Here is a 23325-nt window from a genome sequence, read left to right as displayed (position 1 = left end):
TCCACTGTCGTCTCTGGCGGGCCTCCGGGCCCGCTCTTTTTGTCTGGCGCCCCCCCGCTCATTAGAGGCCCAAATCCATGCCGCGCTTGCACCCGGCCCCACGCAGCGGTAGCGTCGCCCTTCGGAATTCATGCCCCCGAAAGGAGCGCAAAGTGGCGCACGCAGAACACAAAGACATTGCCCGCCAGTCCCTCTTGATGAAGGCGTTGCCAGCGCAACATGTTGAGACCCTGCTGAGCAAAGCGCTGTGGAAAACCTATGCACGCGGCGAAACCCTGTTTCTGCAAGATGAGGAAGCGCAGGCGCTGCACATTGTGCTGGACGGCTGGGTCAAACTGTACCGAATGACACCTTCGGGAAATGAGGCTGTGGTATCGGTTTTTACCCGTGGCGAAAGTTTTGGCGAGGCAGTTGCATTGCGCAACCGGCCCTATCCCGTTTCGGCGGAGGCCACGACCAAAGCCTCGGTGATGCATATCCCCTCCAACGTCCTGACCGAACTGATCCGCCACGACGCCGAGGTCGGCCTGACCATCCTGTCGTCAACCTTTAGCCACCTGCATGCGCTGGTGTCTCAGCTGGAGCAGCTCAAGGCGCAAACAGGTGTGCAGCGAATGGCCGAGTTCCTGCTGGATCTCAGCCCCTGCGACAGCGGCGCCTGCGAAGTTGTGCTACCCTATGACAAAAGCCTGATTGCCGGGAAACTCGGCATGAAACCCGAAAGCCTGAGCCGCGCTTTTGCCAAACTGAAAGCCCAAGGCGTCACCATCAACCGCAACCACGCGCTGATCGATGATGTCGGAGCGCTAAAGGCCTTTATGGATGATCAGGCCTAAAGATCACACAGTCCCCCATCGAAGAGACGGAGTAACCAGCCTACCTCAAATCCTTTGCCACCAATGCTTTTGCATTACGTTGGTTTCAACGCAACGCTTCTGCTGGATCACATCGGCACTTAAGGTCAGCCCTTCCATTGTCAATCAGTGATTTTCTGGCCTGTTTCCAATTCAACGCAACAGCCTTCAGTAACCCAGATATCCTCGAAGGGCAGTTTCAGTACCGTCTTGCCAAATCATCTTTAGCCAACGAGCGAACAAAGCTGAAAAAGCAGGATGATCCGCCAGATCAGCGTAAATGTGACCCATTGCCAACCAGGCTTGCGGGCGGTGTTTCGCTGCAAGGGCGCGTGATGAAAGTTCAGCCCAATTCGGGTCGTTCGGCGCAATGGGACTGCCATCCTGCTGAGTGCCTGCACACATTCTGGCCCAGAGCGCTGCGGCCAATGCGAGGCCCTGCACCTCGCCCCCTGCTGCAAGCCCATCACGGATGCTGGGCAAGATAAAGCCGGGATGACGGGCGGAGCCGTCAAAGGCGACGCGCCGGGTGGTGTCGACGATTTTCGGATTGCGAAAACGGTCCACGATCAAAGCAACGTAAGCCTCAGCAGTCATGCCCGGCACATTGGCCACATGGGGCGCGATTTCGCTGCGTGCGACCTTTTCAAAGAACGGCCCGATCAGGGGATGCGACATGGCTTCGGAAATGGTCTCGACCCCGAGGATTTGCGCTGGAACCGAAAGCACCTGATGCCCGCCATTCAGGATGCGGATCTTCATGGCCTCAAACAGATGCACCTTATCGGTGAAGGTCACGCCCACCTTATCCCAGGCAGGACGTCCGGCGCAGAAATCATCTTCGATGACCCATTGACGGAAACTCTCATGGGTGACCGGCGCCTGATCCGCGATCCCCAGCTGCCCGGCCAACGCCAGCTCATTGGGTCCGGTGGCCGGCACGATGCAATCGACCATCGCATTGGGGAAGCTGCACTGGGTGTCGATCCAATCGGCCAGGTTCGGATCTGACAGCCGCGCCAGCGACACCAGAGTTTGGCGCAACACATTGCCGTTGCCGAGGATGTTATCGCAACTCATGCAGGTAAAGGGGCCGGATCCCGCCGCCCGCCTGAGGCGGAGCGCCGCGATCATCGACCCAAATGCGGTGCGTGGCTGATCAGGATGGCGGGTGTCATGTTGAATGTCCGGATGAGCCGCATCAAACCCTTTGGTGGCCGGATCGGTGAAATAGCCGCCTTCGGTCACCGTGAGCGAAACGATACGAATGTCGGGCGAAGCCAGTTGTTGGATCAGTGCAGCATTGTTCGGCTCAATTGGCAGGTAGTCGATCATCGGACCAACCACCTCAACAGCAGAGGTTTCGGGCGCCAGTTCGATCAGCGACGTCAAATAATTCTGCGCTTGCAGCCGGCTGCGCAATGGTCCGTCTTGGTCCCGCACACTGGCACCGATGATGGCCCAATCCATGGCCTCCCCCCGCTGCATCAAACGATGCAGATACCAGGCCTGATGGGCGCGGTGGAAATTCCCGACGCCGATGTGGACGATGCCGGCTGTCAATTGGGACCGTTCATAGGTCGGGCGCAGGACATGGTCCGGCAGGTCAGACAGCTGGTCTTGGTTTAACGGAACCGGTGCGCGCCGTGCTCGTGGTTTCAGCTCATCCATTGGCCACCGTCCACGTTGTAGGTTTGTGCCACGATGTAGTCGGCCTCTTCACTGGCCAGAAACACCGCCATGCCGGTCAGGTCAGCGGCGCGGCCCATACGACCATAGGGTACTGCTGCCCCGACTTCGGCCTTTTTCTGGCCGACAGCCTTGTCCTCAAGTTGGGCAAAGTACCTGTCCACCTCGTCCCAATGGGCGCCGTCCACCACACCAGGGGAAATGGCATTTACGTTGATGCCATGTTGGATCAGATCGAGGCCCGCGCTTTGAGTGAGGCTGATCACCGCTGCTTTGCTGGCACAGTAAACAGCAACAAGGGGTTCGCCACGACGGCCGGCCTGGCTGGCCATGTTGATAATTTTGCCCGGTATACCGCGTCGGATCATCTGTTGCGCCACGGCTTGCAGCGTGAACAGCGTGCCTTTGACATTCACATCAAAGACCTTCGCAAAGTCTTCAGGTGTGATTTCGACCAAGGGGGCGGCGCTGAAGACCGCCGCATTGTTGATCAGAATGTCGATCTGTCCAAGCTGCGCTTCGGCTTCGGCCACGGCATGGCGAATGCTGTCGAGGTCCCACACGTCCATTGCGATGGCTGTGGCCCCGATCTCCTCGGCGCTTTGCTGCGCTTGTGACAGGTTAATGTCTGCCACAACCACCTGCGCCCCTTCCTGCACATAGGCGCTGGCAAAGGCGCGGCCAATGCCGCGCGCCCCGCCGGTGATCAGCGCCGATTTTCCCTCCAGACGTTTCATTCGATCCGCAGCCCATTGGCATCAAACAAATGCACGCAACCCTCTTGCGGGGTGAGATGAATGGTGTCGCCGTGATTCACCGCGATATCACCGGTGATCCGGACCGTGATCACATCACCAAGCCCGGTGCCGTGCACGTGGATAAACGTGTCCGAGCCCAGATGTTCCGCCACACCAACGGTCCCCTGCCAGCGACCTTCGGAAGCGCTGACGGTGATGTGTTCTGGACGAATGCCTGCAGAGACCCCACCAAGCGCCTCGGCTTCGGGGCCAGAGAAGATATTCATCTTGGGGGAGCCGATAAAGCTAGCCACAAAGATATTGCGCGGGCGGTGGTACAGGTCCAATGGAGAGCCAACCTGTTCAATCACCCCGGCCTGCAACACCACAATCTTGTCGGCCATGGTCATGGCCTCCACCTGATCGTGGGTCACATAGATCATTGTGGTGTTCATGCGTTGGTGCATCTCGCTGATTTCCAACCGCATCCCCACACGCAAAGCCGCGTCCAGATTTGACAGGGGTTCATCAAACAGGAAAGCCGACGGATTACGGACAATCGCCCGACCAATGGCAACACGTTGGCGTTGCCCGCCAGACAGCTGCCCCGGTTTGCGATCCAGATAGTCAGTGAGGTTCAAAGACTGCGCAGCAGCCTCCACCCGCCTGTCGATCTCCGACGGCGCCATTTTCTCCATCCGCAAAGGAAACCCGATGTTTTTGCGCACGGTCATATGCGGATAAAGCGCGTAAGACTGAAACACCATCGCCAAGCCGCGCTTGCTTGGGGGCACCTCGGTGACATCCTGATCATCGATGATCACCCGCCCCGACGTGGACTCTTCCAGACCCGCGATCAGCCGCAGCAAGGTGGATTTCCCGCAGCCCGAAGGGCCGACAAACACCGCAAACTCGCCGTCTTCAATGGTCAGATCCAAGGGCGGGATCACCTGCGCCTCACCAAAGCTTTTGGTGATGTTTTCCAATACAATACGTCCCATTATCTTTCCTTACTTCACGGCGCCAAAGGTCAGGCCTTGGACCAATTGTTTTTGACAGAACCAGCCCAGCACAACGATCGGGCCTACGGCGGCGGTTGAGACAGCCGACAGGCGGCCAAAAAACAGACCTTCCGGGGCGCGGTTGCCTTCGATAAGTTTTGAGAGCGTGGCGGCCTCGGTGGTGGTCAGCCGAACCGTCCAATAGGCTTCGTTCCAGCAGAAGATGAAACACAGCAGCCCGGTTGAGGCGATGCCGCCCCAGGCCAGCGGGATCAAGATCTCCTTGATTTCCCCCCAGGTGTTCACCCCATCCATTTTACCTGCTTCGATGATGTCTTTTGGGATTTCCTTAAAATAGGTGAAAAGCATCCAGACCACGATCGGCAGGTTGATCAGGCTGAGCACCAGAATGATCAGGAAATGGGTGTCAAACAGCCCCAGCCCTTTGGCCAGAAAGGTCATCGGGTAAAGCACGGCCGCAGCGGGAAGCATCTTGGTCGAGAGCATCCACATCAACACGTCCTTGGTGGCGCGGCTGGGGTTGAACGCCATGGCATAGGCGCAGGGGATGCCCACAAACAGCGTAAAGCCTGTGGCCAAAACCGCCGAGATGACCGAATTCTTGGCAAAGCGCCAATAGTCATAATTCTCGGTCATGTTGAGGTAGTTATCCAATGTCGGTGTGAACCATATCAGGAACTCGGGCTTCACTGCGTCGGCATCGGTTTTGAAACTGGTCAGCACCATCCAGAAGATCGGGAAGAAGAACATCAGCGCCACGCCCCAGGCCAATACAGGCCGTCCATAGCTGCCGAATTTTGAGGTTTGAGCAACAATTGCCATGGGGATTTTCCCTTATTCCATCAAGGTCTTGCCGATCATCCGCAACAGGAAGATCGCAACGATATTGGCCAAGATGACCGCAAAGATGCCGGTCGCGCTGGCCGCGCCGATGTTGTTGTTTGCAAATTCGCCAATCAGATACGGCAGGTTTTTGTTGCCGTTGCCACGGCTGACAATCTCGATCTCAGCGTAGAGCGACAGATGAAAAATCGCCTGAATCATCACCACAATCGCAATGGGACGGCCCAGGTGCGGCAAGGTGAGGAACCGAAACTGCGACCATATCCCGGCCCCGTCCAGGATGGCGGCCTCTTTCTGCTGTTGGTCTTCGGATTGCAGTGAGGTCATGAAGATCAAAACGGCAAACGGTGTCCATTGCCAGGTCACCATGATCACCACCGCCCAGGCCGAGGTCTGAGTGGCGCGGAAGGAAATCGGTTCCAACTCGGGCCAAAGAGAGAAAAAGCCCCCGAGCAAAGGTGCATTCTGCAGCGAGGCAATCACATCGTTGATGCCCCCCACCGCCAGCCCCTGCAGGCCAAGCACTGGATCAAGGATCATGTTGATCCAAAGCACCGCGTTGACCGCCGGCATCACAAAAAACGGCGAAATCAGCAGCACTCGGACGATCCCTCGTCCGGGAAAGGCCTGGTTGATCAAAACGGCGATCAACACGCCCAGTGACACGGTTAGGAACAGGATGGAGGTTACGATGAACAGGCTGTTCTGGATAGCAAACAGGAAGTCCTTGTTGTTCAGCACAAACTCGTAATTGCCGAAACCACGCCAGTTTTCCAGGCTGGGACTGGTCCATTCAGGGCGACGCAGACTGTTTAAGACATAGCGAATAAACGAAAAAAACAGGGTCATCCCAAGTGGGACCAGCATCCAGATCAACAGCAGTAATACCGCTGGTGCCTGAAGCAATCGGGGAAGCGTTCTATTGGACATAAGCGATCCTCTAGGTCGCCGGAGACCGACAGACCGGTTGTTGTCGAATTGCGAATGGGAGGAGGCTAGGCGGCGTGGTCTTTTGAGATAACTCTGCCGCTGCAATCGCAAGGGCCGGAAGGGCCGCAATCGGCCCCTCCGGCGGGGAGCATGCGTGCGGCTTAGTAGTAACCGGCCTCACGCATGATGGCGTCGGCGGCGGCCTGTGACGCTTCAAGCGCCTCGTCGACGGATTTGGCGCCCGAGAGAGCAGCAGCCATTTCCTGTGCGACGGCCGAGCCGACTTCCGGGAATTCCGGAATGGCGGCGAATTGAACCCCCACATAGGGTTTCAGCTCCGTTGCCTGTGGGGCCGCAGATTCGATCGCTGCCAATTCTGCGTCTGCAAATCCTGCAACTTTCTGGAACTCAGGATAGGCGTAGGTCGAAGCGCGGGTGCCAGTGGGCACCGAACCCCAGCCAAATTCGGCATGATCCGCCACAGCCTTGATGTAGTCCTTGGAGGTGGCCCATTCGATGAAGGCTTTGGCCTCGGTAGCGTTTTCAGTGCCTGCCGGAACTGCCATGGCCCAGGCCCAGAGCCAGTTTGCCCCAACCGCGTTGCCTGCATTGGGCGACTGCGCATAGGCCACACCGTCTACCTCCAGGAAAGAAGCCGCGATGGTGGCATCGATCCACATGCCACATTTGCCTTCGTTGTAAAGCGCAAGGATTTCGTTGAAGGAATTGCCCTCGGAGCCCGGTGGGCCATAGGTGCCCAGCAGATCCACGTAGAAGTTGATCGCTGCCTTCCATTCCGCGCTGTTGATGGTGGGACGGTAATCCTTGTCAAACCAGGCGCCGCCGTAAGAGTTCACCACAGTGGTGATGAAAGCCATGTTGTCGCCCCAGCCCGGTTTCCCACGCAGGCAGACGCCGTAGACGCCATTGTCAGGGTCATGGATCGCCGCAGCAGCCGCTTGGATGTTGGCCCAGCTGTCATTGTCCGCGATGCTTACACCGGCCGCATCGGTCAGATCTTTGCGGTACATCACCATGGAGCTTTCACCGTAGAAAGGTGCCGCAAATAGCTCCCCCTGCGCCGAAAGGCCGTTGCGGATCGCAGGCAGCATATCGTCCAGATCATAATCCGCCCCAAACTGCAGCGGTTCGATCCAGCCAGCCTGCCCCCAGATCGGCGCTTCCTGCATACCAATGTTGATAATGTCATACTGGCCACCACCGGTCGCCGTGTCCGAGGTCACCTGCTCACGCAGCACCCCCTCTTCCAAGGACACCCAATTCAGGGCGACGCCGGTTTGTTCCGTGTAAGCCTCTGCCACTTTCTGCATGTTGATCATGTGACCATTGTTCACAATGGCAATTGTCAGAGATTTCGAGTGACCGTCGGCCAGCGCACCAGTTGCCGCCACCAAGGTCAATGCGGTCGCGCCGCACAGTGCATTCCGTAAAGACATCCTAGTCCTCCCTAGATTGGATGGTGGACTCAGGTTAGCGGCAATATCTGCTTGGCGTCAATTATATTTTTTACGCGCGTAAATTTTAAAGTTAATGCGCGCAGTTTCAACGCATTACGCAGACCCCCGCATGACCAATCGTCCTTCGAACAATACTTCTTCTCTTTCTTGCCCAGCCGATTCTGCAGCAATTCTATCCAGAATCGTTTCAACGCTGCGCGCCGCGATGGAGGCGTAATCCTGCGAAATTGTCGTCAGGCTGGGGCAGGTGTAACGTGAAAACGGATGGTCATCATGGCCAGCCACCCGCAGTGCGCTGCCTGCGCCAAGCCCGACCCGCAGACCGTTTTCATACGCCGCAGAGAGGAAACCGATCGCCAGGCGATCGTTGGAACAAAGCACCGTATTGGTCGGCAGATCATGAGAGGTGATAATACGCGAGCCTTCGCGAAATCCGATCTCTTCAAAGTCCCAGCCCTGCCCGTACACCTGGATCAAATGAGGATCGAACCCCAGCCTTTCCATTGCTTTGATATAAGCTGTCCGCCGTTTGAACGCATTTGGGTTGATTGGGTTTTTCATCTCGAAAAACGCCGGTGGCTCCCCGGTGCGGCACAGATAGTCCACTATCAACCCAATACTTTGGTCGTTGTCAGAGCCAAAGAACGCCTCACCGACCCCGTCTAGATTTGCGTCGAAAAGCACCATCGGCACCTCGGCTGCGTAGCCCGCCAGCGCGTCGGTGTTGGACGCCCGCCCCAGAGGCGCCAGCAGCACCCCGGCAGGTTTGATCGACTTCAAACTCTCCAGATTGGCAATTTCCTGTTGCGGCCCCCCGTGCGAGCTGAGCAACAGCGGGTTGTACCCGGCCGCAACGATCAGTTCCTCGATGGTGCGGGCAATCCCAACAAAAAACGGGTCCGTCAGGTTTGGCACCACAAGGCCAATGTTTTTGGTCTGCCGCCGGTTCTGGTTGATGGCATAGATGTTGGGGCGATAGTCAAACTTCTCCAACGCGGCCTCGATACGCGCCCGGGTGGATTTGCGCACACTTTCGGGATCATTAAAGTATTTCGAAACCGTGGGCCGGGAGATTCCGCTGGCGGCGGCAAAGTCCTCCATGTTGCGAATTTTGGTGATAGCCATATTGCCCCGCCCCTTGAAACATTCAGCCTTAGGCACGGCCCAAAGCATATGGGTGCCAGCTTAGTTTACGCTCGCAAAAAAACAAAGAGGCCGCTGGAGACGGGCGCGAACAGATCAAGCCAGCAAAACAAGTCAGAGCACTGGAGCAGCGCCCGGCAGGCGCATGTTTCCCACCTGGAAAGGCAAGTTTCATTTTGATGTCACGGCCGAACCGCATCGCGAAGTTTGGGAACCACGGGCAGCGTCTCAACGCAATGATCAATGAAATGTATCAGGCAGTGCATTACCTGAATGGTACGGGCGGCCGGACTCGAACCGGCACGGCCTATACGGCCTAGAGATTTTAAGTCTCCTGTGTCTACCATTCCACCACGCCCGCACGCTTTGCAGATGGTTGTGGGGCGAACATAGCCAAAAGCTAGGGGGTGTAAAGTGGTGGATCGCAGACCAGTGTTCAGAGATCTTTCTCTGCGGGCGGTGTTGTGTCGGGGATCACCATGCGCCGTTCTGGCAGCCAAGGGTTCAGCGCCAAAGCCTGTTTCAGCAGCGCCTGGCCTTCCTCCATCCGGTTAAGGCCCATCAGGGTCAGCGCTTTGCCGGCCAGGGCCGCCACATGGGTCGGGGACAGGGCCAATGCGCGGTCCAGATCGGCCAGGGCAGAAGGATAATCCTGCTGGATAAACAGCACAAAGGCACGCTGGTTGTAGCCTTCGGCATAATCTGGGCAATAGGCAATCAACCGGTCGAACTCGGAAATGGCACCGGCAAAATCATAGGCAGCCCGTTTTTCCATGCCCGCATCCAATACGGCCTGCGCGGCCTCATCGGGCGCCTCAGCCCAGAGCGCCCACATTTCATTGGTGATCAATTGGCCTGACACCGGGTCTGGTGCCAGTTGCACCTGGTTGAACAGCCGCGCCAAAGCATCCGCATGATCCGGAGCGGGTGGGCAGTTTGAAGCCGCGGCGCTGGTGGCCATAAACACAAAAGCAAGGGTGAGGGATGCGCGTTTCATGACCCAAGGGTGGCGCAAATCGGTCACGGATCAAGTCACGATGCTGCGAATTTATGTGAGCTTTGATTGACCCCAGCCGTCAAAGCTCCGACTTTACGTTCATGATACCCATCCGCGATCACAACCCGTCCAACCGTACCCCCTTTGTCACCTATGCGCTGATTGCGGCCAATGTGCTGATCTTTATCGGTTATTCCGACATGTTTTCGAACCCGCGCCAATTGATGACCTTCTACGATGCCTGGGCACTGTTCCCCAACCGGGTCAGCCAGGGCGAAGATCTGCACGGGCTGTTCTCAACCATGTTTTTGCACGGCGGATGGATGCATCTGGGGGGCAATATGCTGTTCCTTTGGATCTTCGGCGACAACCTGGAAGATGAGATGGGACATGTCGGTTTCCTGATCTTCTACCTTCTGTCCGGTCTGGCTGCTGCCTTTGCCCATGTCATTGCCGCACCTTGGTCTGCGGTGCCCACGGTGGGCGCTTCCGGGGCCATAGCGGGTGTGATGGGCGGCTATCTGTTGCTGTTTCCCAAAGCACGAGTGGATCTGCTGTTCATCATTGTCTTCTTTATCCGCATTTTCACCGTGCCCGCCTGGGTCATGCTGGGCGTCTGGTTTGGGTTACAGATCCTGTCCGGTGTGGGCGCGGATCCAGCCACCGGCGGGGTGGCCTATTGGGCCCATGCCGGAGGATTTGTGGCAGGGTTTGTTCTGGCCTTGCCGCTTTGGCTGAAGCGGGGCGCAAGAGGCTATTGGCAAAACCACCAAGGCCGTCCCCCGCATCCCGAAGCGCGGTATGAATACAGCCAGAGCCGTATCCCAACAGTGAGGAGAAAAAGATGAGTGAACCGGTCAAACTGACCTGCCACTGCGGCGCGGTTGAAATGCGGGTGCGCCTGTCGGACGGTCTCGACACCGCCCGGCGCTGCGACTGTTCCTTTTGCCGTCGCCGCGGGGCGATTGCGGTTTCTGCGCCACTGGACGGCATCGAGATTTTGCGTGGGGCAGAAAACCTGACACTCTACACATGGGGCACAGGCACCGCCAAACACCACTTCTGCAAGACCTGTGGCATCTACACCCACCACCAGCGGCGCTCTAACCCAAACGAATATGGGGTGAATGCCGCCTGCATTGAGGGTGTGAACCCAAGAGATCTGGGCGAGGTTGGCTGGGCCGATGGCGTGAACCACCCGTCTGACCGCTAAGCCCCTGCCCTATCGGCAAAAGAAAACCGCCGCCGGGGTGTCCGGCAGCGGTTCAATCTCGGCAGTCAACCGAACCAATATGTCAGCGCGGGCTTAGTCGCGGGCGCGGACGATCTTGGCGAAACGTTCAAAGATGTCGTTGTTGGCCACAACAAGGTTGCCGTCCTGCACCGGATCCTGACCTTCGCGGATCGGGCCAATCATGGCGCCAGCCTCGGTCGCGATCAACGTGCCTGCGGCCACGTCCCAAATGTTCAGCTCACGTTCCCAATATCCGTCGTAGCGACCCGCCGCCACATAGGCGAGGTCCAACGCAGCAGAACCAAAGCGACGCACACCCGCACATTCCGGCATGATACGCGCCAGATCCTGCAGGGTGGCCGGCAGGGTTTTCTTGGCCGCAAAGGGAATGCCGGTGGCAAAAACTGCTTCGATCATGCGGTGCCGCCCCGAAACACGCAGGCGGTTGCTGTCGTTCAGCCAGGCGCCCGCGCCTTTTTCGGCGTAGAACATTTCGTCTTTGGCCGCGTCATAAACGACGCCGGAAACGATCTGGCCCTTGTGTTCCAGCGCGATCGAGATCGCCCAATGCGGCAGTCCGTGCAGGAAGTTGGTGGTGCCGTCCAGCGGGTCGACGATCCAGCGACGGGTTGGGTCTTGGCCCTCTTCCTCGCCACCTTCTTCGCCAAGCCAGCCGTAGGTCGGACGTGCGCCCATCAGCTCTTCTTTGAGGATCTCTTCGGCGGCGGTATCCGCCTTGGACACAAAGTCGCCAGCACCTTTCATCGACACCTGAAGGTTTTCCACTTCGCGGAAGTCCTTCACCAAGGAACGGCCCGCCTTACGTGCGGCCTTGATCATGATGTTGAGATTTGCGCTGCCTTGCATGCCAAAGGCTCCTCGTGTTTCTAGGTGGCGTCGTGGAACGCCGCCTCATTCAAGCCGCGCGTATACGCGGCGAATGCCTTTTTGCCAAGGGGGATTCGCGTTGCAACCGTTGCATAGCTGCGTTGCAGCGTTTTGGCCGACGATATGGCTTTTAGGAGCGGCTGATTGGATCGCGATTGGGGGCCTTGCCCCCTTGGCCTGACGGCCAATTCCCCCAGAGTAGTTTTGGCAAGATGAATGCGCCCTACTGGCGCTGCAGCTTCACCGGTTCGGTACGCGCCAGACGGATGAAATGCGAGACAAAAGGCTTGGTGGCATCCTCGGTGCGGACGGCGGCGTAGAGCCGTTTTGTCAGACCATTGGCGGTAATGGGGCGGGTCACATAATCCGAGGAATATTTCACCTCGCGCACCACCCAATCGGGCAGAACCGAGACGCCGCGATTGGAGGCAACCAGCAACAAGATCACCGCAGTGAGTTCCACCGGGCGCTGCGCTGCGGGGTCAATGCCGGCGGGGGTGAGCAGTTCGGTAAAGATATCAAGGCGGGACCGATCAACCGGATAGGTGATCAGAGTTTCGCCTGCAAAATCTTTGGCCTCGACATAATCTTTCTGCGCCAAAGGATGGGCGGCAGAGGCGACAAAGACGGGCGAGTAGTCAAACAGCGGAATGAACTCAACCCCGGGCAGATCTTCGGGGTCGGAAGAGACCACCAGATCCACCTCTTCTTTCTGCAAGGCGGGCAGCGCGTCAAAGGCCAGGCCGGGGCGGATGTCCACATCAACCTCACCCCAGGCTTTGCGAAACTGCTCCAACACAGGGAACAGCCATTCGAAACAGGCGTGGCATTCGATGGCGATGTGCAGGCGGCCAGTCTTGCCAGAGAGGATGCCTTTGAACTGTTCTTCCAGCGCGGCCATTTCCGGCAGGATCTTTTCGGCCGCCTTCAGCAGGCGCAGCCCCGCCGCTGTCAGCTTCATAGGTTTTGAGCGGCGCACAAACAGCTCGACACCGGTCTGCTCTTCCAAATGTTTGATTTGGTGGGACAAAGCTGACTGGGTGATATGCAGCTGATCGGCTGCGCGGGCCAGGCCACCGGCTTCGTGGATGGCCTTGATGGTGCGCAGGTGGCGCAGCTCAATGTGCATTATGAACGATCCTCATCTTCACCTTGAGAATTATGAAGTTGTCTCACAATCCGTTTTTGGCGACAAGAGGGCAACCGCCGATAATCCCCCTGGAGTCCCTGATGACCGTCCCCTCTGTTTCGTTTGAGTTCTTCCCGCCGCAAAATCTGGAGGCGTCGTTCCGTCTGTGGGACACCGTTCAGGTGCTGGCCCCGCTGGCGCCCCGTTTTGTTTCGGTCACCTACGGCGCCGGTGGCACCACCCGCGATCTGACCCGCGATGCGGTGGCGACCATTCACAAACATTCAGGCCTGAAGGTCGCGGCCCATCTGACCTGTGTGGAGGCCACCCGTGAGGAAACCCTGGCCATTGCCGATGATTTTGCAACAGCAGGGGTCAGCGACATTGTTGCCCTGCGCGGCGACCCGCCGAAAGGCTCGGCCGGTTTCAAGGCCCATAACGACGGCTTTGCCAGCTCGGTGGAGCTGATTGAGGCACTGGCCAAAAACGGCAAATTCAATATCCGAGTCGGCGCCTACCCCGAAAAACACCCCGAAAGCCCTGATCACCAAGCAGATGTCGAGTGGCTGAAACGCAAGTTTGATGCCGGTGCTGATGAGGCGCTGACACAGTTCTTCTTTGAGGCCGAGACCTTCTTCCGGTTCCGCGATGCCTGCGCCAAGGCTGGGATTGAGGATAAGATTATCCCAGGCATCCTGCCGATCGAGAACTTCAAAGGCGCGCGTAATTTTGCCAAGCGCTGCGGCACCTCGGTGCCGGATTGGGTGGCTGACGCATTTGAAAAGGCTGAACGTGACGGGCGTCATGACCTGCTGGCCACTGCACTTTGCACCGAACTCTGCACCGATCTGATCGAAGGCGGCGTGGACAGCCTGCATTTCTACACGTTGAACCGCCCCGAGTTGACCCGCGATGTCTGCCACGCTCTCGGCGTGACACCCAAAGCCAGCCTGGAAAATGTAGCGTAACGTCGCGACCGGGAACGCTGCGTAACGCGCTGCCCTGCCCTCTTTACCGGTTGCCGCAACCGGTTCAGCCTCTCTGCACATGCAGGGAGGCTTTTCATGTCCGAAACAAAACACCGCCGCTACGCCGAGACACCTGAAGAACTGTGGAGCACCGACCAACTGTTGTCGATGTCGGGGCTGGAGGCGATGCAGAGCATTCTGGACGGCGACAGCGCAGGCCCCCCAATTGGCAGGTTGATGGGGTTTCATCTGGCAGCGGTTGCGGATGGCGAGGTTAGTTTTATTGGGCAGCCGGAGTTTCGGGCGACCAACCCGATGGGTACGGTGCATGGCGGCTGGTATGGCACGGTGCTGGACAGCTGCATGGCCTGCGCGGTGATGACCAAAGTGCCTCAGGGATCGGTTTACACAACGATGGAATTCAAGGTGAATATCATTCGCCCCATTCCGCTGGGTACAGAGGTGCGCGCCACTGGACGGGTGCAACATGCGGGCCGTTCGAGCGGTATCTCCAACGGGGAAATTCGCGGCGTGGCCGACGGGCGGCTTTACGCCACCGGATCGACCACCTGTATCATCATGAAACTGAAATAGCGGCTCTCAGATACTGCCGCCCGCGACCTGACGCGCCTGTTCGGGCGCGTCTAACGTGGTGTGATCCGGGTCCACGCTGCCGTGCAGCTGCTCAGAACTGTCCAGCCCGACATGGCGTTTCTTGCGCAGCAGGAACATCTTGCCCCAGCCGCGCCATGTGCCGATGGAGGGGGCCGCAACATCCAGTGGAAACTGTTTGCGCCAATCCTCGGGCAACGGCAAACCGCAGCCTTCGGCGTTTTCCAGCATCCAGACCAGCGGAATATTGGACAGGGGGCGACTGTCTTCGCGTCCCGAAAGCTGCCCGCCGATGTCACCGTGCGAGCCTTTGAACCACATCTGCTCAACGCGGCAGGTGGCGGGCACCTCACATTCCCACATCACCGGCTCAAACACCTCTCGGGTTTCATCGAGGGCCAGGGCGTGAAATCCATGTTTTACGGTGTCGCCCAGATGGTGCGAGTGGAACCCGTGTTTGACTTCGGCCCATTTCCACAGGAAGGGCAACCGCAGGCCCAGCGCTTTGACCGTATCCCAGACCCCGATCATCTCGATCTCCACTGCCTCATGACAATAGGCGCGGGTGAAAGCTTCTGAGGCTTCACTGCCGGGGGTACATTGATAGTGACGGTAGGCCAGCTGAATATTGCGTTCGGTGGCATGTTCGGGCTGCAACAGCCCCACCTGATCGATCACGCCACCAAGCGAGCGCACCGCATAGGCCCCGCGCGAATACCCCATCAGGAAAATCTTGTCGCCGTGCCGATAACGTGAACAGAGGTAGCCATAGGCCCGCCGGATTTGCCGGTTGATGCCGCGCCCCATCAACACATCGGGGGCTTTGCGCCACTCGCTCCACTGCACACCTGCTTCATAATAGACAGAAACCGGCGCCCCTATTTGCGAAACCAGCCGGTAGGTCAGCCCCGCGTTTGTCTCGCAGCCGGGATCCAGCGAGGACATGGTGCCGTCCAGAATGATAACATGTGTCAGGTTGCCCCGCGACGCCACCACAGGGGAGCGCCCCGACCAACGGCCGGGTTTGATCCACTCTATGAAACGTTTAGCGAGACTGTTGAGCTGCATCCTGTAAATATTCCCATGTTCTTAGCGGAGTCAGTGGCATATCCACCTGTCGCACCCCGCGGGACCAAAGCGCATCGAGAACCGCATTGGTACTACTAGCCATTGCACCAACCGTGCCAGCTTCCCCACAGCCTTTCATCCCCATCGGGTTGGCTGTGCTGGGCACCGCTTCGGTGCTGAAACCGATCATGGGCAGATCGCCGGCGCGTGGCATTGCGTAATCCATGAAACTCGCGGTCAGCAACTGACCCTCACTGTCATGATGCACCTGCTCCATCAGGGCCTGCCCGACCCCTTGCGCAACGCCACCATGCACCTGTCCCTCCGCCAGCATCGGATTGATAAGGTTGCCAAAATCATCCACCACTGTGTAGCGATCCATGCGGGTTTCGCCGGTGTCAGGGTCCACCTCAACCTCAGCGACATGCGCTCCATTTGGGAAGCTGCGCGCCGGTAAGGTGGCACGGGCCTCATGCACCAGCAGATCCACCCGCCCGTCCTGTCGCGCCATCTCTGCCGCTTCCACCAAAGTCGGCGTCAGGTTCGACCCCGGCGCGCGGAAGGTTTCATGATCAAACCGAACCTCATCCTCTGCCACACCCATTTTCTCTGCCAGATAGGGCGAGAAGGCGGCAACCATCACATCGACCGTTGCCAGCATCGCATTGGCCTGTACCGTGACGGACCGGGACCCACCGGTGCCGCCACCTGTTTCAATCCTGTCACTGTCGCCTTGCACCACAGCAATCAGATCCGCCGGTATCCCGGTCTGATCCGACAGGAAACTGACATAGGCCGTTTCATGCCCTTGCCCGTTTGATTGGGTGCCGACATAGATCGTCACGGTGCCATCCTCATTGAACTCCACCTTCGCGCCTTCAGAAGGATCGCCCAAAATACTTTCAATATAGTAACAAAGACCCAGCCCCCGCAGCTTGCCCTGCGCCTCACTGGCGCTGCGCCGTGCGGCAAAGCCTGCCAGATCAGAGCGTTCAGCAGCTGCATCCAGCACGCGACGGAAATCCCCTACATCGTAGGTTTCGCCGGTAGAGGCCTTGTAAGGAAACTGGTCGGGTTTGATAAAGTTGATCCGGCGCAGCTCCCACGGGTCCACCTCCAGCTCGCGGGCGGCCATGTCCATCATGCGTTCCAGCAGGTAGATCGCCTCGGGTCGACCCGCGCCGCGATAGGCATCGACATAGGTGGTGTTGGTGTAAATACCCTCAACCCGAATATAGGTGTCCTGCACATCGTAGGTGCCCATCAAAACACGGGTAAACAGCTGGGTCTGCATCATCTGGCCGAACTGACTGTTGTAGGCGCCCAGATTGCACAGGGTATGCACCTTATACCCCAAGAGCCGGTTGTCGGCATCAAACGCCAAAGACGCATCCGAGGTCAGGTCACGCGCATGGTGATCCGACAGCATCGCCTCATTGCGATCCGCCGCCCAAAGCACCGGCCGGTTCAACAGCCGCGCCGCCAGCGCCACCGCGTGATATTCGGGATACATCATCGCCTTCATGCCAAAGCCGCCGCCCACATCCGGAATGGTCACCCGGACTTTTTCCTTCGGCATGTCGAGCATTCGAGCGATCTCGTCCCGAGGTCCCCAAACGCCCTGCCCGCTGAAACAGACATGAAGACGGTCCCCCTCCATCTCAGCAAAACAGCCGCGCGTCTCCATCGAGTTCACGATCACGCGGTTGTCACCCACCTGCATCCGCACAACTTTGGCGGCCTTGGCAAAAGCGGCATCTGTTGCCGCCTCATCTCCAAGTTCCCAGTCGAAAGCGCGGTTATCAGGGGCCTCTGCATGGATCGTTGCGCCGCCAACGGCCAGATCCACCTTCACTTCGAGGTCTTCATAGTCCAGCATCACCATCTCAGCCGCATCGCGCGCCTGATCCAGTGTTTCGGCCACGATCAGCGCCACCGGTTCACCCACAAATCGCAGGGTGTCGCCGGCCAGCACGGGCCGATGAGGGTCCGCCGCGTTCGAACCATCACGGTTCTTCAAGGTGCTGGCCGCCATGCCACGGGTCACCCCAGCAGCAATGAGATCCGCACCGGTCAGCACCAGATGAACACCTTCGGCCTCCCGCGCATCGGCCACGTCGAGTTCGGTCACACGGGCATGGGCCACCGGCGAGCGTAGCACCACGGCGCGCAAGGCGCCCTCGGGTGCGACGTCCTCCAGATAGCCGCCCGCCCCTTTCAGGAAACGGACATCTTCGACACGTTTAACGGATTGGCTTTTGCCAAACTTTTCCATGACATGGCCCTGCGTATGATGCGTTGGTTAACCCCAAGGTTAACCCGCATCCCGGCCATGTCCAGCGCTGTCACACGACCTAGCCGGAAAGTGACGCAACGGTGACTGGACGGCCCAATCCATAACCATTGAAATCGGTCGCAAGAGACATGGAATAGGCCCCCATCCCGTCAAACAACACATAGTCGCCTTCCTGCAGGTCCTGCGGCAAAGCCACGGGTTCCGGTAGGCGGTCGATACTGTCACAGGTCGGACCAAAAACCACCTTCGGAGCCGGTGGCCCCACGCGCCCCTGCCCTTCGGGCGAGACTGCGCGCACCCGCTCGACCGCACACATATCGCGGAATTCAAACAGCGCCCCATAGAGGCCATCGTTAAGAAAAACCGCACCTTCTTCGCGGATCGCCTTAACCCGGGTGGCCAGGGTGAAGGCTTCGGACACCATGGCGCGGCCGGGTTCACAGACCAGCTGCGGCGCATCCGTACCAAAAGCAGCCTCGGTGGCAGCGCGAATGCCCTCAAAAATTCGTTCCAGATCCGGGCTGGGCCCTGCGCGGTGCGAGGCAAAACCGCCCCCGACATTCATCCGTTCGATCTTCACACCGGCGGCTTTGGCCACCTCCGCCGCCTCTTCAATGTAGGCTGCCCAGGCCGCCGGATCCGCACATTGCGTACCGGGGTGGAAACAGATCGCAGGGCGATAGCCACGCCGCGCCACCTCTTTCAGCAAGGCGATGCCACCTTCCGGCCCCACACCAAATTTCGCCCCAAAATCATATGCCGCCCCCTTGACCGGCAGAGCCAGACGCACGGTAACCTCCAGATCGGTGCCAAGCGGTGCCAGCTTATCCAGTTCCGACAGACAATCGACTGAGGCGGAGGCAATGGCATAGTGCTCTGCCGCCTCCACCTCAGCTAGGGAGCGCACCGGGTTGTTGTAATGCAAAGTTGCATCCGGGCAGACCGCCCGAACCGCGGCCATCTCCGCAGGGGAGGCAACGTCAAAGGCGGTAATGCCCGCCGCCACCAAGTTCACCAGAACCGCTTCGGCCGGATTGGCCTTGACCGCATAGGTTACCGACCCGGGGAAACCTTCCATAAACCTATGCGCCGTCTGTTGCAGCGCCACGGGTGAAAAGTACATCACCGGATGGTCGGGCTGCTCGCGTTTCAGATGGCGATCGGGGCTCAGCCAATGGGGGTCGGGCCGCATGAGATACCTCGTCTTGGTCTTTTCTGGTCTTTTCAAGAGTTTGACAGATACCTTTGTCAGATTGTGCGGGCAGCCTGAACGAATTGACAGCAATTACCGTCTAATTTACGAAACATCCATGCAAAACGACGATATCGACAGCAAACTCCTAGCCCTGCTTGCGGAAAATGCCCGTATGCCGGTGGCGCAACTGGCCCGCAAACTTGATCTCGCCCGCACTACGGTGCAGGCGCGGCTGGAGCGGCTGGAAACCAATGGCACCATCGCTGGTTACACCCTGCGGCTGGGCCAACCGGCGCAACAGCGGTTGCGGGCGACGGCGCTTTTGTCCGTGGAGCCAAGGTCCGGGCCGGCGGTGTTGTCCCGGCTAAAGGCGCTTGGCAATGTGGTGCGGGTGCATACCACCTCAGGCCGATTTGACATGATTGCAGAGATCAGCGCCGAGACCACCGAAGAGCTGGACGAAACCCTCGATTGGATCGGCGAAGCCAAAGGGGTGCGCAGTTCCGAGAGCCTGATCCACCTCAGCACCAAAATCGACCGCAGCGTTTGAATTGGGGCGTTGCCCCCTTGGCCTGACGGCCAATTCCCCCAGAGTAGTTGTGGCAAGATGAAGGCCGCTTTCATCTTGCCCAAAATACTCACTCCACACCCAAGAGACGAAAAGGGCCGCCCGAGGGCAGCCCTAACCAGCTCAAAGTCGTTGAGCCTTAGTCCAGTTCCGCCAGACGCGACAGCGCGGCGTTGAGCTGGGCCTCTTCCTCTTCCCGCAGGGCCATGTTTTCCTTGGCTTCCGCAATCACCTCTTCCGGAGCAGAGGCAACGAATTTGGGGTTGTTGAGACGGCCTTTGAGACCGCCGAGTTCTTTCTGGATCTTGCCCAGCTTCTTCGACAACCGCGCCTTTTCAGCGGCGACATCGATCAAATCTGCCAGCGGCATCCCGATGGTGGCACCTTTGGCGGCGATCGCGACGGAGCCTTTCGGGGTGGCCTCGGCCTCGGCCAGGGCCTCAACCCGTGCCATCTTTTTGATCAGCGCCTCGTTGTTGGCCCAGGCAGCACGCGCTGCGGCGTCTGCTTCGGTCTGCACCAGTGGCACAAAGGCACCTGCGGGCACATTCATCTGCGCGCGCGCCGAGCGGATGTTTTCGATCACCGCGATCACCCAGGTGATTTCCGCATCCGCCGCCTCATCCACCAGTTCGCCGCCATAGGTCGGCCAGTCCGCATGGACCAGCATCTTGGCGCGGGCGCGGTTGGACCACAGTTCTTCGGTCATGAAGGGCATGATCGGATGCAGCAGCATCAGCGACTGATCCAGCACCCAGCCCATGGTCTGCTGGGTTTCCAGACGCAGGTCCTCGTTCTGGAACAGCGGCTTGGTGAATTCATTGTACCAGTTGCAGACCTTGCCCCAGAAGAAGGCATAAAGCGCCTGCGCTGCGTCGTTGAAGCGGAAATCGGTCAGCGCCCGGTCCACGGTTTCGCGGACACGGCCGACCTCACCGATGATCCATTTGTTCACCGCATGGGTCGGTGTGGGACGGGTGGAGCAGTCTACCTCAAAGACGCCGTTCATTTCGGCCAGGATATGCGACTGCCACAGTTTGTTGCCAAAGTTGCGGTAGCCTTCGATCCGTTTCATGTCGAGCTTCAGCACACCACCGATGGAGGCCATGGCCGCATTGGTGAAGCGCAGCGCGTCGGCGCCGTATTCGTCGATGATGTCGAGCGGGTCCACCACGTTGCCGGTGGATTTCGACATCTTCTTGCCTTTGGCGTCGCGCACCAGACCGTGCAGGTAGACGGTGTCAAACGGGATATCGTCGACCACAGCCAGCTGCATCATCATCATGCGGGCAACCCAGAAGAACAGAATGTCCTGACCGGTGATCAGGGTTGAGGTGGGGAAGTATTTCGCCAGCTCCTCGGTATCTTCGGGCCAGCCCAAGGTGCCGATGGGCCAGAGGCCAGAGGAGAACCAGGTGTCGAGAACGTCGGGGTCGCGCCACAGTCCAAGATCTGTCTTGGTTACTGCCTCAGAAGCGGCCGCATCTGATACCTCTTCAAAGGTTTCCGGCGCCGCCTGAGTGTACATTCCAAAGGCGTTAATATAATATGCTTTCGCCTGTCTCTTAACTTCGTCAAACGAACTTCCGCTGAACGCTTGAAGGTTATCATAATCGTAGCCTTCTCGCTTGGCCTCTGAAGGCATGCGATGCATGTCTTCATACACCTTAACGCTCGGACCATACCAAACCGGGATCTGGTGCCCCCACCAGAGTTGGCGCGAGATGCACCAGGGTTCGATGTTCTCCAGCCAGTGGTAATAGACCTTCTCACCGCTTTCGGGGATGATCTTCACGTCGCCGTTTTTCACCGCGTCCAGCGCCGGGCCAACGATCTTGGCGGTATCGACGAACCACTGATCGGTCAGCATCGGCTCAATAACCACCTTAGAGCGGTCGCCGAAGGGCTGCATGATCGGCTTGTTCTCAACGTAAGGCACCACTTCGGTGACCTCGGTCTCATTGCCGTCTTCGTCCTTCACCGTTTTGATCAGGGTCTGCATGACGGCAAGGCCTTCGTCGGTGATCTCTTTCACCACGGCCTTTCGTGCTTCAAACCGGTCCAGACCGCGCAGGTGATCGGGGACCAGGTTGATAGCGTCCACCTCGTTTTCGGTGAACGCCGCGCCTTTGGCGTGGGCCTGTGCTTTGCCGGCCTCTTCGGCATAAGGTGCACCATCGGCACGCATGCCGCCACGCATGTCCATCAGGCGGTACATCGGGATGCCACCGCGTTTGGCGACCTGATAATCGTTGAAGTCATGCGCACCGGTGATTTTCACCGCACCGGAGCCGAAGTCCTTGTCAGGATATTCATCTGTGATGATCGGGATCAGGCGACGGTGCTCTTTCGGGCCAACCGGGATTTCACAGAGTTTGCCAACGATAGGCGCATAGCGTTCGTCCGAGGGGTGCACGGCCACAGCGCCGTCACCCAGCATGGTTTCCGGACGGGTGGTGGCGATGGAGATGTAATCGCGTTCTTCCTCAAGGGTGACGTTGCCGTCTTCGTCCTTTTCCACATAGGTGTAGGTGGCGCCGCTGGCGAGCGGGTATTTGAAGTGCCACATGTGGCCCGCCACCTCGATGTTTTCCACCTCAAGGTCGGAAATTGCGGTCTCAAAATGCGGGTCCCAGTTCACCAGACGTTTGCCGCGGTAGATCAGGCCCTTGTTGTACATTTCCACAAAGACTTTGATCACGGCATCGTGGAAGTTGCCATCGGCCTCCGCCGCAGGTGCGCCGGGGGCGCCGGACATGGTGAAGGCGGTGCGGTCATAATCACAGGAGGCGCCCAGACGCTTCAGCTGGTTGATGATGGTGCCGCCGGAGTGTTCTTTCCACTCCCAGACCTTTTCCAGAAAGGCGTCACGGCCCAATTCGCGGCGCGAAGGCTGCTGGGTTTCTGCAAGGGTGCGCTCCACAACCATCTGGGTGGCGATGCCCGCGTGGTCGGTGCCCGGCTGCCAGAGCGTGTCATAGCCCTGCATCCGCTTCCAGCGGATCAGGATGTCCTGCAGCGTGTTGTTGAAGGCATGGCCCATGTGCAGAACGCCGGTGACGTTCGGGGGCGGGATCATGATGCTGTAGGTCGAGGCCTCAGGCTTGGCGTTTGCGCCCGCCTTGAAGCAGCCAGCCTGTTCCCAGGCAGTCAGCAACCGGGCTTCTGCCTCGGCTGCGTTGAAGGTTTTTTCCATCGCCATGATCGTGATCTCGTGTCAAATCCGTTTCAAAACCGTCTATCGAATTGGACCGAGAAGGGAAAGACGTTACTGTACGCCTTGGCTGAGAAGGCAATATGCCTTCGGCGAGAGTATTTGCATGATCATTGAAAGTGAGGGCGCATGCGGGCGTTTCGTGAGTTGATTGAGCGGCAGATCCTGAAGGCCAAGGCCGAGGGCAAGCTGGACGGGCTAGCGGGCGAACGTGAACCCTTGCCAGAACATCCCGAGGCATCGGTTGTGGATCCGGCCGTGGCGGCTGGTGTGCGTATCATGGCCGAAGCGGGCGCGGTGCCGGAAGAGTTTGGTTTGAAAGAGCAATTGGCCGCAGCGCGCAAAGAATGGCAGGCGGCGACCGGCGAAGCCGAAAAGAAGGCGTTGATGGGCAAGATCGCGGATCTGGAAATGCGCTACAACATCGCGCGGGATGCGCGGCGCAAGTTCATGTCATGAT

General features: G+C 58.7%; 21 protein-coding genes and 1 tRNA gene. 7 read left to right on the top strand and 15 right to left on the bottom strand.

Translation table 11 applies throughout. The features are described 5' to 3' along the window. Positions 1 to 152 precede the first annotated feature (152 nt). Entirely contained in the window at positions 153 to 836 is a 684-nt protein-coding gene (locus SIC14_RS12580; protein ID WP_412562269.1) for a Crp/Fnr family transcriptional regulator, read from the top strand. A 186-nt stretch (positions 837 to 1022) separates the two neighbouring features. Here the strand turns inward: SIC14_RS12580 and SIC14_RS12575 are convergent, their stop codons facing one another. From SIC14_RS12575 to SIC14_RS12535, 9 genes are all read right to left on the bottom strand, one after another. After that, entirely contained in the window at positions 1023 to 2525 is a 1503-nt protein-coding gene (locus SIC14_RS12575) for a mannitol dehydrogenase family protein (RefSeq protein WP_412562268.1), read from the bottom strand. Next, on the bottom strand, positions 2513 to 3280 hold the full coding sequence (locus tag SIC14_RS12570) for an L-iditol 2-dehydrogenase (RefSeq protein WP_412562267.1): 768 nt from the start codon (positions 3278 to 3280) through the stop codon (positions 2513 to 2515). The genes SIC14_RS12575 and SIC14_RS12570 overlap by 13 nt, the downstream gene beginning before the upstream one ends. Further along, on the bottom strand, positions 3277 to 4281 hold the full coding sequence (locus SIC14_RS12565; protein WP_412562266.1) for an ABC transporter ATP-binding protein: 1005 nt from the start codon (positions 4279 to 4281) through the stop codon (positions 3277 to 3279). Before SIC14_RS12565 ends, SIC14_RS12570 begins: the two co-directional genes overlap by 4 nt. A 9-nt stretch (positions 4282 to 4290) precedes the next feature. Further along, positions 4291 to 5124: a carbohydrate ABC transporter permease gene (locus SIC14_RS12560; RefSeq protein ID WP_412562265.1), complete on the bottom strand. Its 834-nt coding sequence runs from the start codon at positions 5122 to 5124 to the stop codon at positions 4291 to 4293. Between the two features lie 12 nt (positions 5125 to 5136). Next, complete coding sequence (locus SIC14_RS12555) at positions 5137 to 5994, bottom strand: carbohydrate ABC transporter permease (protein ID WP_412562264.1); 858 nt, start codon at positions 5992 to 5994, stop codon at positions 5137 to 5139. Between the two features lie 242 nt (positions 5995 to 6236). After that, complete coding sequence (locus SIC14_RS12550) at positions 6237 to 7532, bottom strand: ABC transporter substrate-binding protein (protein ID WP_412562263.1); 1296 nt, start codon at positions 7530 to 7532, stop codon at positions 6237 to 6239. A gap of 114 nt (positions 7533 to 7646) precedes the next feature. Continuing rightward, positions 7647 to 8678 (bottom strand): LacI family DNA-binding transcriptional regulator, encoded by a 1032-nt coding sequence (locus SIC14_RS12545; protein ID WP_412562262.1) that lies wholly within the window; start codon positions 8676 to 8678, stop codon positions 7647 to 7649. 292 nt (positions 8679 to 8970) lie between these two features. Then, positions 8971 to 9057, bottom strand: a tRNA-Leu gene (locus SIC14_RS12540). A 75-nt stretch (positions 9058 to 9132) separates the two neighbouring features. After that, positions 9133 to 9720, bottom strand: a complete 588-nt coding sequence (locus SIC14_RS12535; RefSeq protein WP_412562261.1) for a tetratricopeptide repeat protein — start codon at positions 9718 to 9720, stop codon at positions 9133 to 9135. Between the two features lie 74 nt (positions 9721 to 9794). Here SIC14_RS12535 and SIC14_RS12530 point away from each other — a divergent pair, with 74 nt between their 5' ends. Together SIC14_RS12530 and SIC14_RS12525 are read left to right on the top strand one after the other, a co-directional pair. Further along, a complete protein-coding gene (locus tag SIC14_RS12530) occupies positions 9795 to 10541 on the top strand; it encodes a rhomboid family intramembrane serine protease (RefSeq protein ID WP_412562260.1) in 747 nt (248 codons plus the stop codon). Continuing rightward, positions 10538 to 10906: a GFA family protein gene (locus tag SIC14_RS12525; protein ID WP_412562259.1), complete on the top strand. Its 369-nt coding sequence runs from the start codon at positions 10538 to 10540 to the stop codon at positions 10904 to 10906. The genes SIC14_RS12530 and SIC14_RS12525 overlap by 4 nt, the downstream gene beginning before the upstream one ends. 93 nt (positions 10907 to 10999) lie before the next feature. On the opposite strand, the gene SIC14_RS12520 is transcribed toward SIC14_RS12525, so the two are convergent. Together SIC14_RS12520 and SIC14_RS12515 are read right to left on the bottom strand one after the other, a co-directional pair. Beyond that, positions 11000 to 11794: an inositol monophosphatase family protein gene (locus SIC14_RS12520; protein WP_412562258.1), complete on the bottom strand. Its 795-nt coding sequence runs from the start codon at positions 11792 to 11794 to the stop codon at positions 11000 to 11002. Between the two features lie 244 nt (positions 11795 to 12038). Beyond that, the gene (locus SIC14_RS12515; RefSeq protein ID WP_412562257.1) at positions 12039 to 12944 is read right to left on the bottom strand and encodes a LysR family transcriptional regulator; all 906 of its coding nucleotides are present in this window, start codon (positions 12942 to 12944) and stop codon (positions 12039 to 12041) included. Positions 12945 to 13045: 101 nt separating this feature from the next. Between SIC14_RS12515 and metF the strand changes: the two genes are divergently transcribed. Both metF and SIC14_RS12505 read left to right on the top strand, forming a co-directional pair. Continuing rightward, the gene (gene metF / locus SIC14_RS12510; protein WP_412562256.1) at positions 13046 to 13912 is read left to right on the top strand and encodes a methylenetetrahydrofolate reductase [NAD(P)H]; all 867 of its coding nucleotides are present in this window, start codon (positions 13046 to 13048) and stop codon (positions 13910 to 13912) included. Positions 13913 to 14008: 96 nt separating this feature from the next. Beyond that, positions 14009 to 14506, top strand: a complete 498-nt coding sequence (locus tag SIC14_RS12505) for a PaaI family thioesterase (protein WP_412562255.1) — start codon at positions 14009 to 14011, stop codon at positions 14504 to 14506. 6 nt (positions 14507 to 14512) lie between these two features. Here the strand turns inward: SIC14_RS12505 and SIC14_RS12500 are convergent, their stop codons facing one another. The 3 genes from SIC14_RS12500 to SIC14_RS12490 form a co-directional block, all read right to left on the bottom strand. Next, positions 14513 to 15592 carry a DUF2235 domain-containing protein gene (locus SIC14_RS12500; protein WP_412562254.1) on the bottom strand — a complete coding sequence of 360 codons (1080 nt, stop codon included), beginning with the start codon at positions 15590 to 15592 and terminating at the stop codon, positions 14513 to 14515. After that, positions 15570 to 17867 carry a xanthine dehydrogenase family protein molybdopterin-binding subunit gene (locus SIC14_RS12495; protein WP_412562253.1) on the bottom strand — a complete coding sequence of 766 codons (2298 nt, stop codon included), beginning with the start codon at positions 17865 to 17867 and terminating at the stop codon, positions 15570 to 15572. The genes SIC14_RS12500 and SIC14_RS12495 overlap by 23 nt, the downstream gene beginning before the upstream one ends. A 79-nt stretch (positions 17868 to 17946) precedes the next feature. Further along, positions 17947 to 19080 (bottom strand): type III PLP-dependent enzyme, encoded by a 1134-nt coding sequence (locus SIC14_RS12490; RefSeq protein WP_412562252.1) that lies wholly within the window; start codon positions 19078 to 19080, stop codon positions 17947 to 17949. 118 nt (positions 19081 to 19198) lie between these two features. Here SIC14_RS12490 and SIC14_RS12485 point away from each other — a divergent pair, with 118 nt between their 5' ends. Beyond that, positions 19199 to 19633, top strand: coding sequence for an Lrp/AsnC family transcriptional regulator (locus SIC14_RS12485; protein WP_412562251.1), 435 nt, complete (start codon positions 19199 to 19201; stop codon positions 19631 to 19633). Positions 19634 to 19790: 157 nt separating this feature from the next. Here the strand turns inward: SIC14_RS12485 and SIC14_RS12480 are convergent, their stop codons facing one another. Then, complete coding sequence (locus tag SIC14_RS12480) at positions 19791 to 22853, bottom strand: valine--tRNA ligase (protein WP_412562250.1); 3063 nt, start codon at positions 22851 to 22853, stop codon at positions 19791 to 19793. A 141-nt stretch (positions 22854 to 22994) separates the two neighbouring features. On the opposite strand from SIC14_RS12480, the gene SIC14_RS12475 reads away from it, so the two are divergent. After that, positions 22995 to 23324 (top strand): DnaJ family domain-containing protein, encoded by a 330-nt coding sequence (locus tag SIC14_RS12475; protein ID WP_412562249.1) that lies wholly within the window; start codon positions 22995 to 22997, stop codon positions 23322 to 23324. The last annotated feature ends 1 nt before the right edge of the window (position 23325 follow it).

Source organism: Thalassobius sp. MITS945101, assembly GCF_047123305.1.
Classification (GTDB): domain Bacteria; phylum Pseudomonadota; class Alphaproteobacteria; order Rhodobacterales; family Rhodobacteraceae; genus Thalassobius.
This window is presented reverse-complemented; position numbering and strand designations above follow the sequence as displayed.